General features: G+C 64.9%; 8 protein-coding genes and 1 tRNA gene. 5 read left to right on the forward strand and 4 right to left on the reverse strand.

Annotation, left to right across the window (positions count from 1 at the left end; translation table 11 throughout):
* Positions 1–62 precede the first annotated feature (62 nt).
* The 5 genes from Q0629_RS04955 to rpoC all read left to right on the forward strand — a co-directional run bounded on the left by Q0629_RS04955 (position 63) and on the right by rpoC (position 12,469).
* On the forward strand, positions 63–2,207 hold the full coding sequence (locus tag Q0629_RS04955) for a glutamine synthetase III (protein WP_298779691.1): 2,145 nt from the start codon (positions 63–65) through the stop codon (positions 2,205–2,207).
* A 174-nt stretch (positions 2,208–2,381) separates the two neighbouring features.
* The gene (gene gap / locus Q0629_RS04960) at positions 2,382–3,389 is read left to right on the forward strand and encodes a type I glyceraldehyde-3-phosphate dehydrogenase (RefSeq protein WP_298779694.1); all 1,008 of its coding nucleotides are present in this window, start codon (positions 2,382–2,384) and stop codon (positions 3,387–3,389) included.
* Between the two features lie 89 nt (positions 3,390–3,478).
* Positions 3,479–3,566: transfer RNA gene (locus Q0629_RS04965), tRNA-Leu, on the forward strand.
* A gap of 106 nt (positions 3,567–3,672) precedes the next feature.
* Complete coding sequence (locus Q0629_RS04970) at positions 3,673–7,338, forward strand: DNA-directed RNA polymerase subunit beta (protein WP_298779697.1); 3,666 nt, start codon at positions 3,673–3,675, stop codon at positions 7,336–7,338.
* A gap of 4 nt (positions 7,339–7,342) precedes the next feature.
* On the forward strand, positions 7,343–12,469 hold the full coding sequence (gene rpoC, locus Q0629_RS04975) for a DNA-directed RNA polymerase subunit beta' (protein ID WP_298779699.1): 5,127 nt from the start codon (positions 7,343–7,345) through the stop codon (positions 12,467–12,469).
* Positions 12,470–12,619: 150 nt separating this feature from the next.
* Here rpoC and Q0629_RS04980 read toward each other — a convergent pair whose 3' ends face one another.
* From Q0629_RS04980 to Q0629_RS04995, 4 genes are all read right to left on the reverse strand, one after another.
* Entirely contained in the window at positions 12,620–12,820 is a 201-nt protein-coding gene (locus Q0629_RS04980) for a cold-shock protein (RefSeq protein WP_015557159.1), read from the reverse strand.
* Between the two features lie 171 nt (positions 12,821–12,991).
* Entirely contained in the window at positions 12,992–14,047 is a 1,056-nt protein-coding gene (locus Q0629_RS04985) for a hypothetical protein (protein ID WP_298779707.1), read from the reverse strand.
* A gap of 36 nt (positions 14,048–14,083) precedes the next feature.
* On the reverse strand, positions 14,084–16,222 hold the full coding sequence (locus Q0629_RS04990; RefSeq protein WP_298779709.1) for a hypothetical protein: 2,139 nt from the start codon (positions 16,220–16,222) through the stop codon (positions 14,084–14,086).
* A gap of 6 nt (positions 16,223–16,228) precedes the next feature.
* Positions 16,229–16,717, reverse strand: coding sequence for a flagellar protein FlgN (locus Q0629_RS04995; protein ID WP_276724194.1), 489 nt, complete (start codon positions 16,715–16,717; stop codon positions 16,229–16,231).
* Positions 16,718–16,861: the final 144 nt, after the last annotated feature.

Raw genomic sequence — 16,861 nt, forward strand, 5'->3', positions numbered from 1 at the left:
TTAGGCCTATACTCTCTCAATCTTAAGCAGTAGAAAAACGCTTTTTGACTGATTAAGAATTCATGTTGGGGGTGCGTGTGGTGGAGAAGGCGCGCGAGTATCCGACGGTTCGGGAGATCTATGGGTCCATGGTCTTCGATCGCAGGGTGATGAAGGAGAAGTTGACTCCGGGGGTCTATGAGCAGGTGGTCGCCGCGATGGAGGGGCGGCAGCGACTGGATGCCGCGGCCGCGGACGTGGTGGCGATGGCGATGCGCGACTGGGCCATCGCGCAGGGGGCAACTCATTGGACCCACTGGTTCCAGCCCCAGACGGAGATGACGGCGGAGAAGCACATGGCCTTCACCCTGGGGGGCGCCGATGGGATGCCCGTTGACGTGTTTTGCGGGCACGACCTGATTCAAGGGGAGCCGGACGCCTCCTCCTTTCCTTCGGCGGGGACGCGCTCGACGTTCGAGGCGCGCGGATACAGCGCGTGGGACATCAGCAGCCCCGCCTTTATCGTGAAGTCCCCCAAGGGGGGGACGCTCTGCATCCCCTGCGTCTTCCTCTCCTTCGACGGGACGCCCCTGGACTTCAAGACCCCCCTCCTTCGCGCGCTGGACGCCCTGGAAACGCGGTCGCTGAAGCTGCTCAAGCTCTTTGGGCAGCGGGGGGTGCGCAGCGTGAGGGTGACGGCGGGCGCGGAGCAGGAGTTCTTCCTCCTGGACCGTCCGCGCGCCCAGATGCGGCCGGACATCCGCTTCTGCGGGCGTACCCTGCTCGGTGCCCAGCCGGCCAAGGATCAGAAGCTGGACCATCACTACATGGGGGCGATCCCCCCGCGCGTCCTGAGCTACATGGAGGACGTGGAGCGCGATCTGGCGCGCATCGGCGTTTCCATCATAACGCGGCACAACGAGGCGGCCCGGTGTCAGTTCGAGTTTGCCCACCTCTTCTCCGATGCGAACACGGCCTGCGACCAGAACCAGATCCTGATGGAGACGATGAGGAAGCTGGCGCGCCAGCACGAGCTGAGGCTGATCTTTCACGAGAAGCCCTTCCACGGGATGAACGGAAGCGGAAAACACGTCAACCTCTCCCTGATGGACAGCGAGGGGCGCAACCTCCTGACGCCGTCGAGCGGACACCGCCGCAACGTCGTCTTCCTCTCGTTCCTGGCCGCGGCCGTGCTGGGCATCTCGAAGTTTCACAGCCTGCTTCAGGCGACCGCGGCCACGGCGGGTAACCTCTTCCGCCTTGGGGGGCACGAGGCACCTCCGTCCATCACGAGCGTCTACCTCGGCTCCGCCTTGACGGACCTCCTGAAGCGCCTGAACCAGGCGGACATCTCGCTGCCGGAGAGGGGCTTGATGGACCTTGGGCTGATGAAGCTGCCCTCCATCATCCCCTTCGACAACGACAGGAACAGGACCTCTCCCGTGGCCTTTACGGGGAACAAGTTCGAGTTCCGCTCTCCGGGAGCGTCGCAGTCCATCGCGTTGCCCATCACGATGTTCGCCTCCATCTGGGCCTGGGGCGTCGAGCAGCTGACGGGGATGATCGAGGCCAGGAGCGTCGATGGGAAGGACCCGATGGACGTGGCCCTGGATGCGGTCAAGGAGGCTGTCCGAGAGGGGCAGAACGTCCTCTTCGAGGGGGATGCCTACTCGCCGGAGTGGCGCGCGGAGGCGAAGCGTCGGGGCCTCCTCCAGGCGGAAACCATGCCGGAGAAGATCGACCTCCTGTTGCTCCCGGAGAACAAGCGGATGCTGGAGGACCTTGGCGTCTACCGCGCGCGCGAGCTGGAGGTCCTGCACGACATACGTATGGAGGAGTTTGCCAAGGGGCTGGAGATCGAGGCGGCGGTGCTGTACGACATGTTGTGGGAGGGAGTCCTGCCGGCGATCTCGAAGCAGCTGGTACTGGAACGGAGTTCCCTCGCGGCCCTGGACGGTATGGACTTCGAGGAGGGCGCTCCGTGGCTGGCGTACATTGGCGATTTGGGGCGCGCGAAGGCCGCCCTGATATCGGATGCAACGCGCCTGCACGAGCTGAAGGGGCGCCTCGCGGGCATGGCGCTGCGCGACCGGGCGGACTTCCTAGCGGGCACCGTCGTGCCGCTGATGGAGTCCATCCGCGCGCAGAGCGACGCGGCGGAGCTGACCATCGCCGCGGACATCTGGCCCTATCCGATCTACCGCAACCTGCTCTCCCTGTCGGCGTAGGAGGAGCCGCAGGGGCGTCCAGTTTGATGCCCTTTTCGCCGTCCTTTGTTATATAATGGATGCGCGAGCGGTTCCCTTTTTTCAAAATTGCGCGATTGCGCAAGCAAAATTGCGTCGGTCACGATGCGTTGTGGCTTGAAATTTATTGGGCCGAGAGCCGAGGGAGGAATAAAAATGGCAGTGAGAGTTGCAATCAATGGTTTTGGCCGTATCGGGCGTCTTGCGTTCCGTCAGATGTTTCAGGCCGAGGGGTATGAGGTGGTCGCGATCAACGACCTGACGAGCCCCAAGATGCTGGCGCACCTTCTGAAGTACGACACGACGCACGGCCGCTATCATGGGGTCGTCGAGGCGGACGAGAACTCGATCACCGTCAACGGCAAGAAGATCACGATCTATGCGGAGAAGGACGCCGCGAACCTGCCCTGGAAGGACCTGAAGATCGACGTGGTCCTCGAGTGCACGGGCTTCTACACCTCGAAGGACAAGGCGAGCGCTCACGTCAAGGCCGGCGCGCGCAAGGTGGTCATCTCTGCCCCCGCGGGCAACGACCTGCCTACGATCGTCTTCAACGTCAACCACAAGACGCTCAAGCCGTCGGACACGATCATCTCCGCAGCCTCCTGCACCACGAACTGCCTGGCCCCCATGGCCAAGGCGCTGAACGACCTTTCGCCCATCGTTTCCGGCTTCATGACCACCGTCCACGCCTACACCGGAGATCAGATGGTCCTGGACGGCCCGCACCGCAAGGACGACCTGCGCCGCTCCCGGGCCGCAGCAGAGAACATCGTCCCCGCGTCCTCCGGCGCCGCAAAGGCCATCGGCCTGGTGATCCCTGAGCTGAGCGGCAAGCTGAACGGCGCCGCCCAGCGCGTTCCCGTCGCCACGGGTTCCACCACGATCCTGGACGCGGTCATCAAGGGGTCCTTCACGGCCGACCAGGTCAACGCCCAGATGAAGAAGGAAGCCTCGGAGTCCTTCGAGTACAACACGGACGAGATCGTTTCCTCCGACATCATCGACAGCACGGCGGGCTCCATCTTCGACGCCACCCAGACGAGGGTCATCGCGATGGAGGACGGCAACACGCTGGTGCAGGTCGTCTCCTGGTACGACAACGAGAACTCCTACACGAGCCAGATGGTGCGCACCATCAAGTACTTCTCCGAGCTGAAGTAACCCGTTTCGGGTCGGGGACGCGGGCGGGGAGGGCGAATTTCCCTCTTGCAAAACGCGGAAACCCCTGCTAGAATACTTTCCGTTGTCAAGCCCGGGTGGCGGAATTGGTAGACGCGCTAGATTCAGGTTCTAGTAGTCGCTAAGGCTGTGGAGGTTCGAGTCCTCTCTCGGGCACCATAGAAAATTAAAAGGATATGGTCTTGTCTATTGACAGGACTATATCCTTTTGTTATCATTGAGATTCGGCGTGTTTTTCAGCCTGTCAAGGGAGGTCTTTCAATAGATGCCTGAATTTGTTCCGGTAAGCAGGACGCGGCAGCGCTACACTTTTGGCCGGGCGCACGACCTGATCGATATGCCCGACATGATAGAGGTGCAGAGGGATTCTTATCAGTGGTTCTATCAGGACGACGTGGAACCGGATGCGCGCAGGGCGCAGGGCTTGCAGGAGCTTCTTCAGGAGATATTCCCCATTGAGAGCTACGATGGGCAGTTCTCGCTGGAGTTCGTGTGCTATTCTATCGATCCCCCCACCCTCAGCGAGGAGGAAGCCCGGCAGAAGGACATGACCTGGTCGCGTTCCATTCGAGCCACGATCGGCCTGACCAACACGAAGACGCGGGAGAGCAAGCAGGGAGATATCTATCTTGGCGAGTTCCCCGTGATGACGGATCGGGGCACGTTCATCGTCAACGGGACGGAGCGCGTCGTCATCAATCAGCTGGCACGTTCCGCCGGGGTCTACTTCACCTACAGCGGCGCCCCGGGCAGCGACAGCTGCTCCGCAAAACTGATTCCGGACCGCGGCGCGTGGCTGGATTTCTCCATGGCCTCGGGGGATATCGTTTCCGTCAACATCGACAACCGCCGGAAGCTCCCCGTGACGCTCCTGCTGAAGGCCTTCGGCGTCGCCAACAACGATGAGATCCTCTCGATGTTCGCCGCCGACCCCTACTTCATGGAATACAGCGATGAGATGCGCGGCAAGCTGGCGGCGGAGGACGTGACGGGACCGGACGGCGCCGTCATCGTCCACCGTGGCCGTCCCATCACCCGCGAGCTGCTGGACGAGCTCTATCGCAAGAATCCGGGCGGACGCGGCGGGATCGAGGTCATCGGTCTGGACTCGTCCCTGGCCCTGACGCTTGAGAGGGACGGCACGCGCAGCCCCGATGAGGCGATGCAGGAGATCTTTCGCCGCCTGCGTCCCAACGAGCCGGCGCGCGTTGAGAACGCCCGCGACTACATCCGAAGCCTCTTCTTCGACTCGAGGCGCTACACCCTGGGCCGGGTCGGACGCTACAAACTGAACCGCCGCCTTGGAATGAACACCTCGGAGGAGGTTCGGCTCCTCACGCTGGACGATATCGTGGCGATCATCCGCGAGATGTTCGCCATGAGGGCCGAGGGAAAGAAGAGCGACGATATCGACCACCTCGGCAATCGGCGCATCCGCTCCATCGGGGAGTTGCTGCAGAACCAGATCCGCATCGGCCTCCTCCGCATGGAGCGCATCGTGCGCGAGCGAATGACGACGACCGCCGACCTCAACAAGGTGACGCCGCCCGACCTGATCAACGTCCGTCCCATCGCGGCCGCCCTGCGCGAGTTCTACGGATCGGGTCAGCTCTCCCAGTTCATGGACCAGACGAACCCCCTGGCGGAGGTGACGCATCGCCGCCGCCTCTCCGCGCTGGGACCGGGCGGCCTGAGCCGCGAGCGGGCCGGCTTCGAGGCGCGCGACGTGCACTACACGCACTACGGGCGCGTGTGTCCCATCGAAACGCCGGAGGGCCCCAACATCGGCCTGGTTTCCTCTCTGACGACCTATGCGCGGCTCAACGAGCACGGGTTCCTCATCACCCCGCGGCGCAAGGTGACGAACGGCAAGCTGACCGACAAGATCGAATTCCTCTCCGCCGACGAGGAGGACCAGTACTACGTGGCGATGGCGAACACCCCCCTGAATGAGGATGGGGTGACCATTGCGGGGGACTCCTGCCCGACGAGGCACCAGGACGACATCGACACGATCCCGGTGGAGAAGGTGAACTACATGGACGTCTCCCCGAAGCAGATCGTTTCCCCCTCGACGGCCCTGATCCCCTTCCTGGAGCACGACGACGCCAACCGGGCGCTGATGGGGTCCAACATGCAGCGACAGGCCGTGCCTCTGATCATGCCCGAGGCCCCCATGGTGGGGACGGGGATCGAGCATCGCGTCGCCAGGGACTCCGGCTCCTGCGTGGTCGCTGCCGACTCGGGCGAGGTGGTGTACGTCGATTCGCGCGAGATACGCGTCCGATCCAAGAGGGGCGAGAGAAAGTATCCCCTGATCAAGTTTCGCCGTTCCAACCAGGGCACGGTGATCCACCAGCGCCCGACCGTCGCCAAGGGCGACCGGGTGAACAAGGGGGAGATCATCGCCGACGGGCAGTCCATCGAGAACGGGGAGTTGGCTCTGGGGCAGAACGTCCTCGTTGCCTTCGTCCCCTGGGAGGGCTACAACTTCGAGGACGCGATCCTGCTGAGCGAGAACCTGGTGAAGGAGGACAAGTTCTCTTCCATTCACATCGAGGAGTACGAGATCGACGCCCGCGAAACGAAGCTGGGGCCGGAGGAGATCACTCGGGACATCCCCAACGTGGGCGAGGACATGCTCCGCAACCTGGACGACTCGGGGATCATCCGCATCGGCGCGGAGGTCAATGCGGGGGACATCCTGGTGGGGAAGGTGACGCCCAAGGGGGAGTCCGACCAGACGCCGGAGGAGAAGCTCCTGCGGGCCATCTTCGGCGAGAAGGCCCGCGAGGTGCGCGACAACTCCCTGAAGCTTCCCCACGGCTCCCGCGGCAAGGTGGTCGCCATAAAACACATGGAGCGCAAGGACAACCCGGAGGGCATGGGCGCCGGCGTCATACGCACCGTAAAGGTGTACGTGGCGCAGTGGCGAAAGATCACCGTGGGGGACAAGATGGCCGGCCGGCACGGCAACAAGGGAGTGGTCAGCCGCATCCTGCCGGTCGAGGACATGCCCTACCTCCCCGACGGGACCCCGGTGGACGTCGTGCTGAACCCTCTGGGCGTGCCGAGCCGCATGAACCTCGGCCAGGTGCTTGAAACCATCATGGGCTTTGTGGCGGTGAACAACGGATGGCACGTCGCCACGCCGGTCTTCGAGGGGGCCCAGGAGAACGAGATCTTCGAGTGCATGAAGACGCTGGCCGATGAAAAGTACCCGGACCTCACGGAGGACGGCATGATCGTCCTGCGCGACGGGCGCACGGGGGAGCCGATGGAGAAGAAGGTCACGATCGGCTGCATGTACATGCTGAAGCTCAACCACCTGGTGGACGACAAGATACACGCGCGTTCCACCGGCCCCTACAGCCTGATCACGCAGCAGCCGCTGGGCGGCAAGGCGCAGTTCGGCGGCCAGCGCTTCGGCGAGATGGAGGTCTGGGCCCTTGAGGGGTACGGCGCCGCGAACGTCCTTCAGGAGATGCTGACCGTGAAGTCCGACGATATCCGCGGGCGCGACAAGACCTACGAGCGCATCGTCAAGGGGCAGAGCCTGGTGAAGCCGGGGATGCCAGAGAGCTTCCGCGTCCTGGTCAAGGAGCTTCAGGGGCTGGGGCTGGACGTGGAGGTGGAGTACGACGACGGCACCATCGGCGGCATACCCCTCGACGAGGACGAGGAGAAGCTGCCTGAGCCGGGCCTCCCGGAGATACTGCCCGACGCCTTCGAGGACGAGTCCCCGGCGGGAGCCGACGGACAGGAGGCACAGGAGCAGGAGGGCGGGTTCCTTGAGGACGAGGAGCCGGATGAGGGGGAGCTCTTTAAGGCGGACATCTTCGAGGAGGATGCGGATATGGCAAAGGATGATCCGGACGATTCGCTCGCCAAGGATATATCTCTGATCTCGGATGAGGAAGAAGGGGACTGACGGGATGGCCAGAAAGGAAATTGTCGGGGTCAGGATCAAGCTGGCGACGCCGGAGCGCATCCGCGAGATATCGAGCGGAGAGGTGAAGAAGCCCGAAACGATCAACTACCGCACGCTGCGTCCTGAAAAGGACGGGCTCTTCTGCGAGCGGATCTTCGGCCCCACGCGCAGTTACGAGTGCACCTGCGGGAAGTACAAGCGCAGCGGCCCGAAGTTTCGTGGCGTGATCTGTGACCGGTGCGGCGTCGAGGTGACCGACAACCGCGTGCGCCGGGAGCGCATGGGGCACATCGAGCTGGCCGTTCCCGTGGTGCACATCTGGTACCTCCGGGGGATTCCGAGCCGCCTCAGCCTGCTTTTGGGGACCAGCGCAAAGGACCTGGAGAAGGTGGTTTACTTTGCCCCCACGCGCAAGACCGAGAACGCCTGGAAGGTTACGGCCGTCGGCAGCCGTCCGGACCTGGTGCACAAGGATTCCGTCATCTCGGAGAGCGAGCTGAAGGTCCACGCGCACTACGACCCCAAGTTTCGTGCCGAGGAGGCGTTCTCCCTCGAGAGCGTGGACGACGTCCCCGTCGACGAGGGCGACGTCCTGTCCGCGCAGCAGGTGGGGCGCTTCAAGGCGGACTACGGCGACGACACCTTCAAGGTGGAGCCTGCCTTCGAGCTCATCGAGGCGATCGAGGGGCTGGACCTGAACGTGGGGGAGATCGTCCCCGCCTCCAGAGTGGAGGAGTGCTCCGCGCAGGCGGGGACCGAGTCCCACTTCGTCAGGGCGAAGGTCGGCGGGAGCGACGCCTTCATCGTCACGGCGGCCTTGAAGCTGCCCTTCTCCAGGGGCAGCATCCTCTCGAAGTCCGAGAAGGACATGTTCGAGCAGAGGTATCCCAGGCGCTTCAACGCCGTGCGCCTTGGCGTGACGGTTGACGACCCCTGCTACCTGGTCGTCGAGGCGGGAAACTCGCCCTTCACTCAGGCGGACGTCATCTATGAGCGCCAGGAGCTGCTCTGCGCCGAATACGACAAGAAGTTCGAGGCGGGGATCGGCGCGGACGGCGTGCAGACGCTGGTCAATCGGCTGGACCTGGACCTGCTCACGGCCTCCCTTCGCGAGGAGATCGCCGAGAGTAGCGGGCAGAAGAAGCGCAAGCTGGTGAAGCGCCTTCAGGTTGCGGAGGACTTTCGCAAGAGCGCCTCGCAGCCGCAGTCCATGATCCTGAACGTCCTGCCCGTTATCCCGCCGGACCTGCGTCCGCTGGTGCAGCTCGACGGAGGACGCTTCGCGACGTCGGACCTGAACGACCTCTACCGACGCGTCATCAACCGCAACAACCGCCTTCGGAAGCTGCAGGAGCTCCACGCGCCGGAGATCATCATCCGCAACGAGAAGCGGATGCTCCAGGAGTGCGTGGACGCCCTGATCGACAACGGCCGTATCGGCAAGGCGGTGACGGGGGCCAGCAACCGTCCCCTGAAGAGCCTGACGGACCTCCTGAGGGGCAAGAAGGGACGCTTCCGTCAGAACCTCCTGGGCAAGCGCGTGGACTACTCCGGAAGGTCCGTCATCGTCATCGGCCCACAGCTCAAGATCTATCAGTGCGGCCTGCCCAAGCAGATGGCGCTTGAGCTGTTCAAGCCCTTCGTCGTGCGTCAGCTGGTGGACCGGGGCATCGCGCCGAACGTGAAAAGCGCAAAGCGCGTCATCGAACGCGGACGCGAGGAGATCTGGGGCATCCTGGAGGAGATCATCAAGGACCATCCCGTGATGCTGAACCGCGCGCCGACCCTTCACCGCCTGGGCATCCAGGCTTTTGAGCCCGTTTTGATGGAGGGAAAGGCCATTCGGCTGCACCCGATGGTCTGCACGGCTTTCAACGCGGACTTCGACGGCGACCAGATGGCCGTACACGTCCCCCTCTCCCTGGAGGCTCAGGCGGAGGCACGGCTCTTGATGCTCTCCGCCAACAACCTGCTTTCACCGGCCAGCGGGCGGCCCGTCGTGACGCCGACGCAGGATATCGTCCTCGGCGTCTACTACCTGACGGACATGAAGCCCGGATTGAAGGGCGAGGGGATGCACTTCGCCAGCATCGAGGACGTGCTGTCCGCCCACGATCACGGCATGGTTCACATCAACGCCCGCGTCTGGCTGAGGAAGGACCCGACGTGGAAACGCCAGCCCATGGGGCGCCACCAGTACGGCGACCCGAACGGGGAGGCGGTCGTCGTGGACCGGGCCGAGGACGTCGCGGCTCCGGAGGGGGCCAGCGTCTTCTTCGAAACGTCGCCGGGGCGGGCGCTGTTCAACAGCATCATCGCCCACGACCTGTGCTACGTGAACTACCAGTTGGGCAAGAAGAAGATCGGCAGCCTGCTGGACGAGGCCTACGACAAGATCGACCGGGCGGGGGTCGTCGAGATGCTGGACGCCATCAAGTCGCTGGGCTACCATTGGGCGGCGAAGAGCGGCATCAGCTTCGGCGTCAAGTCGATCATCATCCCTCCGGAGAAGGCCGAGATCACGAGGGCGACCCAGATCGAGGACGATGCCGCCAAGGACAATTACGAGATGGGGCTTCTGACCCACGACGAGTACCTGGACCAGAAGGGCGAGCTTTGGGCCAGGGCCACGAAGGACATCGCCAATAAGATCACCGAGCACATGGTTCCGGGGAACTCCGTCCTCATGATGGTGGAGAGCGGCGCCCGCGGAAGCCTGGGGCAGATGGGGCAGATGGCCGGCATTCGCGGGCTGATGTCGGACCCGACCGGCAAGACGATCGACTACCCCATCACGGCCAACTTCCGCGAGGGGATGAACATGCTGGAGTACTTCATCTCCACCCATGGCGCGAGAAAGGGCCTGGCGGACACCGCCCTGAGGACGGCGAAGTCCGGCTACCTCACGCGGCGCCTTGTGGACGTGGCCCAGGACCTGATCATCACGGAACACGACTGCGGCACGGACAAGGGGATCTGCATCCGGCCCCTGATGAGCGAGGGGAAGGTGATGATCCCCATCAGCGAGCGCATCGCCGGGCGGACCGCGCTGAACGACATCCTCGCGCCGGAAACCCAGGAGGTCCTAGTCCACAAGGGGGAGATCATCTCTTACGAGAAGGCCAGCGCGATCGACGCCGCGGGCCTTGAGGAGGTCTGGGTCCGCAGCCCGCTGGCCTGCGGGCTGAAGCGCGGAATCTGCCAGAAGTGCTACGGGCTGGACCTCTCCTCGCGCTACCTCATCCCGATCGGGGAGGCGGTGGGCGTCGTGGCGGCCCAGTCCATCGGCGAGCCGGGGACGCAGCTCACGATGCGCACGTTCCACACGGGCGGCGTTCGCCAGGCTGAGGACATCACCCAGGGTCTGCCGCGCATCGAGCAGCTCTTTGAGGTGCGCCGTCCGCGCAAGGTTTCCCTGCTTGCGGGCCTGGATGGTTTTGTCGAGGAGATACGAAACGCCGACGGCAAGCGTCGGGTGATCGTTTCGACGCTCGACGGTTCGGAGAAGATCACGCACGCGATCCCGTCCTCCCAGGACCTTCGCGACGACATCGCGGAGGGAAAGACGGTGACCCGAACGACCCCCCTGACGGAGGGGAGCATCGACCCGCAGCAGCTGCTGGACGTCAGCGGCATCTCTGCGGTGCAGCGTATGCTGGTGGATGAGATTCAGTACGTCTACCACTCTCAGGGCGTTTCCATCAACAACAAGCACATTGAGGTGATCCTTCGCAAGGTGGCGCCCCTCAACCGGGTGCGGGTCATCGAGGAGGGGGACACCTCCTTCGTGGCGGGGGATATGGTGTGGCTTGACGAGGTCGAGGCGGCGGAGAGGGAGATTCGTGAGGACAACGAGCGCTACGTCGCGGAGGCCGTGCGAATCTTCTCCGGCGACGTGCTGACCGGCGCCGAGAAGATGTGCGAGGAGGTGCAGCCGCTCCTGGACAAGCCCCTGGACGGGGACGCGCTCCGCACGCTCCTGACGCCGGGCATGATGCTCACCTCCCTGACGCTGTCCCACGAGGGGCGCAGCATCGAGGTCATCATCGGCGAGGCCGCCTTCCGAAAGCAGATGGAGGGCCTGGAGCTCGTCTCGGACTTTCAGGACGGCGAGGAGAGGCTGGAGGGGGGAACCCGGCTCGGCAAGGCTGAGCTCCGCACGATCACCGCGCGGGACCCCCACGTCATCCTGGTGCGGAACAGGGACCTGCTGGAGCAGAAGGCCGGCTCCGCGTGGCTCGCGGAGGACGTGGTGTGCGACGGCCAGGTCCTGGCTCCGATGGACACCCAGCTCACCCCGGAGGCCGCGGCGCTGGCGGCTGAGAAAAACGTGGATCGACTCAAGGTGTGGCACAACGTGGACCACATCAACGTGACGGATACGTTCCGCACCTCGTTGATGGAGGACGACAGGGTGTGGGGCTGCAACCTCCTGAGCGCTTCGGATGCTGACGGCAAGCTGATCGAGAAGGTGCCGCAGTTCGTCGATGCCAGCGTGATCCAGGGCCTCGCGCAGGGGGAGATATCGGCGCTTGAGACCGATTCGGAGGTTCAGACCAGGGAGGCCCTGTTCGAGAGGTTCCTCGCGGAAAAGCTCAGGGGCAAGGTCCTGCTGGACGCCTCCTTTGCGAAGGAGGGGGCGAAGGCGCCGGAGTTTGGAAAGGAGCTTTCCGCGGCCCAATTGAAGGAGTTCGCTGCGGCGAGCCCGACGGATATCTACGTGCGTTCGGCGGCGGGCAAGGCGGACGAGTATCCGCTGATCCGCGAGGTCACCTTCGTGAGGAAGCTGAGGGAGAGCCCGGAGTGCAAGCCCTTTATCCATGGCATCACGAAGGCTGCGCTGGCCACGGACAGCTTCCTGAGCGCCGCCTCCTTCCAGCAGACGGCCCAGATCCTGGCGGGGGCGGCAGTGCGCGGTCAGATCGATCCGCTGCACGGCCTGAAGGAAAACGTCATTATCGGGCACCTGATCCCCGCAGGGACAGGGGCGGAGCCCTTCCGCGGCATTGCCTCTGCCGCCGATGTGGAGGAGGAATCGACCCCTGCTCCCATCGAGGCCGTGACGGAGGAGGAGGCGACGGAGGCGATCCCCCAGGAGGAGGGCGTGTCCACCGCCCTGTTCGACGAGTGAGCCGAACGCGATCGGCGACGCCGTAGGGAGTTGTAAAGCAAGGGAGCGCCCCGGCAGGGGCGCTCCCTTTAATAAAGAAGGCAAAAAAACGAGGCCTCCAAGGGGCCTCATTTCTGGTCTTACGGTTTGTGAAAGGATATAGGAGGCTTACTACAGTTTCTCGACGTTAGCAGCCTGAGGGCCTTTCTCGCCATTCACGATCTCGAACGAGACCTTCTGGCCTTCGGCAAGAGTCTTGAAGCCATCGCCCTGAATTGCGCTGTAGTGGACGAACACATCCTTCCCCTCATCCGCGGTGATGAACCCATACCCCTTGCTCTCGTTAAACCATTTGACGGTACCCTGAGCCATTAAAAAGAGCCTCCTAAAACAAAGAGAATTACCAACCCTCAAAGGCGGTGTGTACTAAGATTACCGTCTTTGTCAGCTTCTGTCAAGGGGCGGAGGCAGAAAAACGGGCCTGTTTTATGAATTGGGGCACGGTTTGCCGGGTGCATCTCCTGGGACGCCTTCGTCCCCGCCTCAGCGGAGCAGCGCCGCGATGGCGCACAAGACCGAAAGCCCGCTGAGGCCCGCCAGGCTCAGCAGTATCCAGGTGAGCCTTCGCGTCCTCTCCGCCGTTTCGGCGCGTTCCGCCGAGAGCCGCCGGGACCATTCCTCCTCGCGGGCAGCGAGCTCCCGGCGGAGGGCCTCCTGGATCGTCTCTCCCAGGGCCGCGCTCGTCTGGCTCTCCAGGTTGGAGAGCTCTTTCGATAAGGCATCGAGCTCCTGCGTCTGGGCCTGCCTGTGGGCCCGCAGCATCCCCTCCCAGCTGGGGATGGCGACGTCCATGAGCCGTTTCAGGGCCTCTGTGCCGGGGACCTCGCTTGTAGACTCCCGTGCGGCCTCTCGCCCAGCCTCAAGTCCCCCTCGCAGGTCTTCCGCGGCGCGGGCCACCGCTGCTGCTGCGGCCTTCAGCTCTTCCCGTCGCTCAAGGTCCCGTTCCTCGCTCCGTTCCAAGAGGCCCCGGAGCCTGGCGGCCTCTTCATGGAGCTCCTCCACGCCCTTCCCCTGCGCGCTCACGCCCCTCAGGGCGTCCCCTACGTTACGGACCTCCCCGCGGAGCGCGGACAGCTCTTCGAGGACCGTGCCGAGGGGGGCGATCAGGGCCTGCCGGCACGACCGTCCCTCTTCCAGCCCGTCCTTGACGGCGCCCTCCAGCCGGGTCAGCGCCTCGCGCATCCGGGCGATGGTCTGGGCGTCCTCCTGGGCGGAGCGGATGGAACTTGCGGCATCGCCGAAGAACACCCTGAGGGAGGCGATCTCGTCCACGGCGGCGGCCAGGGGCTGAAGCAAGGCTTGACGGCGCTCGGCCTCCCCCCGCAAGCCCTCCTGCAGGGCGCGGGACAGCCCATCGAGGCCGTCCTTCAGCGCCGCCTTGACCTCCTGCGCCGCGTCCTCCCGGTCCAGCCCCTGGGTCAGCGGGGGAAGGAGCCGGGCCGCAAGCTCGGAAACGAGCCGCTCGGTCGTCGGGTCCAGCGGCGGAAGGTCCGCCTGCGGGAACCCGGTCGTCCGGTCATGATCCTGTACTACCTGCATTAAAGAGTCCCTCCAATCCTGTTCTTGCCGTCGTCCTCAGGCCCCCGCGGGGGAGGGGTGATCGATGTCGTGCCTCAGCTTGTCCCTGCCCGCAGCCAGCGCGGCCCGCAGCCCCGGCTCGTCGAACGGTGGGGTAAGGTCAAGTCCGCTCTCGCGCCACAGCGCGGTCAGGGCGTCGAAGTCCGCCGCGTCGGAGGCCGTGGAGAGCTGCTCGCCAAACTCGATGAAGTCCGTGTACCGGGCGTCGTAGTTCTCGTAGACGAACCAGTCCATCCGGCCCCGAAAGCCCCTGCGCTCCCCGAAGGCCGCCACGCGCTCCGGCACGTCGGCGACGAGGTCCGCCAGCTTTCGGTCGAAGAGCCCGCCGTGGGCGAAGGCGAGAACCCAGCGTGGCGCGGATGCCAGGGCCGCCGCATAGGGGGCCCTGGCCAGGTCGGAGAGCCCTGAGTCCACGCGCGCCAGGTCCAGGTGGACGATGGGCGTCCAGTCCGCCAGGAGCCCCTCCCATTGGAGGCCGTCGGGCAGGGCGGCCAGTGCGTCGGCGGGCGCGGACAGGAGCCGTAGGCCGCCGGGCAGGGGGGCGTCCGGCACGCACTGGCAGGGGAAGGGCGGGGCGCCCTCGCCGAGAAGGAGCCAGCTTCGTCCCTCCAGGTCCAGTTCCTGCGAGCGCGCCTCCATGAAGCGGGCGTCGTGCATCAAGCGGGACGCCAGACGGAGTCCGTCCTGCCGCCGAAGCCCCAGCAGGGCGAGCTGCCGCCCGCCAGCCAGGGCGGGAAGCGCGAAGAACTTCGCCTGAAGCCTCCGTTCCCCCATGGCCTGTAGCAGGGACGCGAAGAGTCCCGACCTCCGCGCGTCCTGGGTGGGCTCCTCCCTCCCCGGCAGGGGCAGGTCGGATAGATTGGGGACGGAAGGGACCGCCTTCAGGAGCTCGCGGATTCCGGAGCACGCCTCCGTCAGTCGCAGGCGGAGGGCGGCCATCTCAGCCCTTGAGGCGGTAGTTTCCCCTGAGAGGGCACCCGCCTCGGCCTCGGCCCTCTCCTCCTGCGCCAGTTCCAGGTAGACGGGGTCGCAGCAGGCCTCCCGCATGTGGTTCTCCCACCAGTTCAGGTGGTCTCGCAACAGGTCCAGCCGCTTGACGAGGGTGGGGAGCCCGTCCTGGATCAGGGCAGCCCTGGCCTCCTCCAGGGGCCTGTCCTCCCCCGGAGCGGTGGCGATGAGGCGCTCCACGGGGACTTGAGAGCGAAGCTCCGCCTCCTGGCGGCGCAGGTGCCGGTCCATGCCGGGGAGCGCGGTGGGGGAGGGGCTTCCGGAAAGGGTCTCGGAGAACACGCCGTGCTGCAGGAGCGTCTTGCGGCACGCCTCCCTGGCCCGATCCATGCGCTCCGTCATTCGACGGACGACGTCGCTCCACCTCGATTCCCAGCGCAGACAGGCGTCGCGCAGCGCCCCGATGGAGGCGGCGTTCCGGACGTCGGACGCAAAACGGGCGACGTCCAGCTCATGGGATATCGACCGGCTCCACTCGTTGCGGACCGTGGACAGCTCCGCGTTGAGCCAGCGCTGAGCGTCCCGCAGCTCCCGGCCGCGCGCGTCCTGCCGCCCTTTCTCTAACCTCCTCGCCATCCCCTGAGCGAGGCGGTCCGCGGTCCGCTCCAGCATGGCGAGGGCGCGCTGGCCGCGCAGGGCCGTTCCGCACCGGATGAGGTGGCGGCGGAGCTGGGTGAGCTGCCGAAGGAGCGGGTCGAAGTTCGAGCCCTCCCATTCCGGGGACGTGCGGCGGAAAAAGCCGTCGAGCGCAAGCCTTGAGGAGATGGGGATGATGGGGCAGGAGGCGGCGCGGGCTTCCTGCAGGTCCTCCCGCAGCTCCTGTTGGCGTGCCGTGACAGAGCGCAGGACGCGCTCTACAGCAAGTCGTTCCGTTAGATTCGGTTCACGCGCAATGACCTCTGATAGGGCTCCGCTCTGCGCCGTCTCAAGGAACGCTGCCTGTTTGCGCCCCAATGTACGCACCTCCGAGAGGCTTCGCTCCGCATCAGGTATGACTTCCGCAAGTCCCCCGCCGGAGGCGCTGCGGCAAAGCGTATCTTTCAGCGCAGCAAAGCGAAGCGCTGCCTCCTCACAGGCCGCAAGCTGCGCCTTTAGGAGCACGAGCGCCTCGCGAGTCTCATTCGTCATCGCCCTTCACGCCTTATAGTCCAGATTCTTCTTGAGATGCCGCACCTGCTCGCCGCCGCCGCTCCCGTACACGGGATCGACTACGGCGCCGCCGATTCTGCCGAGCTGTCGGTTCACGGCGAGCAGCGCCCCCTCGATCAGGAGGGCGTTCGCCTCGCTGAGCTCCTTCGTCTCCTTGACGATGCGGCTCAGCCGACGGCTGGCGTCAAGCACCGTGCGATGTTCGGCGTCCGTCGGCGCGAGCAGCGCCAGCTCCTCCATATTCGTCTCGGCCGTTACGCCCGGCGTCGCCTGCGCAATGTGCGCCAGCTGTGAGAGCCTCTGCTTCTCGAGCTGCTCGACCGCGCGCGCAAGGAAGTCCTCCTCGGCGACGAGCTTTTCGAGCCCCTCCATGTCAAGCGCAACAAGAAGCCCGCGCTTTCTCTCCTGCACCGCGCGAATCTTCTCGTACTGCGCATACAGCTGAGCAAGTGTTTCCGTGAACGTACTCCACATAAAAGAGCCCCTGTATCAGTAGCGCATCGCGAGCATCTTGGCCGCGATGTCCGCCGACGCGGGTTCATGCGTACGTGCGGAAAGCGCTTCCACGCGCTCAGCACGCACATCGTCCATGCCGCGCAGCTTTTGCAGGATGTCGCC

Origin of the sequence: uncultured Fretibacterium sp. (assembly GCF_938030725.1) — a bacterium.
In the GTDB taxonomy this organism is placed as follows: domain Bacteria; phylum Synergistota; class Synergistia; order Synergistales; family Aminobacteriaceae; genus Fretibacterium.

Coding starts and splice junctions, on each gene's coding strand:
- Q0629_RS04955 (WP_298779691.1), top strand. CDS start 63: ATGTTGGGGGTGCGTGTGGTGGAGAAGGCGCGCGAGTATCCGACGGTT.
- gap (WP_298779694.1), top strand. CDS start 2,382: ATGGCAGTGAGAGTTGCAATCAATGGTTTTGGCCGTATCGGGCGTCTT.
- Q0629_RS04970 (WP_298779697.1), top strand. CDS start 3,673: ATGCCTGAATTTGTTCCGGTAAGCAGGACGCGGCAGCGCTACACTTTT.
- rpoC (WP_298779699.1), top strand. CDS start 7,343: ATGGCCAGAAAGGAAATTGTCGGGGTCAGGATCAAGCTGGCGACGCCG.
- Q0629_RS04980 (WP_015557159.1), bottom strand. CDS start 12,820: ATGGCTCAGGGTACCGTCAAATGGTTTAACGAGAGCAAGGGGTATGGG.
- Q0629_RS04985 (WP_298779707.1), bottom strand. CDS start 14,047: ATGCAGGTAGTACAGGATCATGACCGGACGACCGGGTTCCCGCAGGCG.
- Q0629_RS04990 (WP_298779709.1), bottom strand. CDS start 16,222: ATGACGAATGAGACTCGCGAGGCGCTCGTGCTCCTAAAGGCGCAGCTT.
- Q0629_RS04995 (WP_276724194.1), bottom strand. CDS start 16,717: ATGTGGAGTACGTTCACGGAAACACTTGCTCAGCTGTATGCGCAGTAC.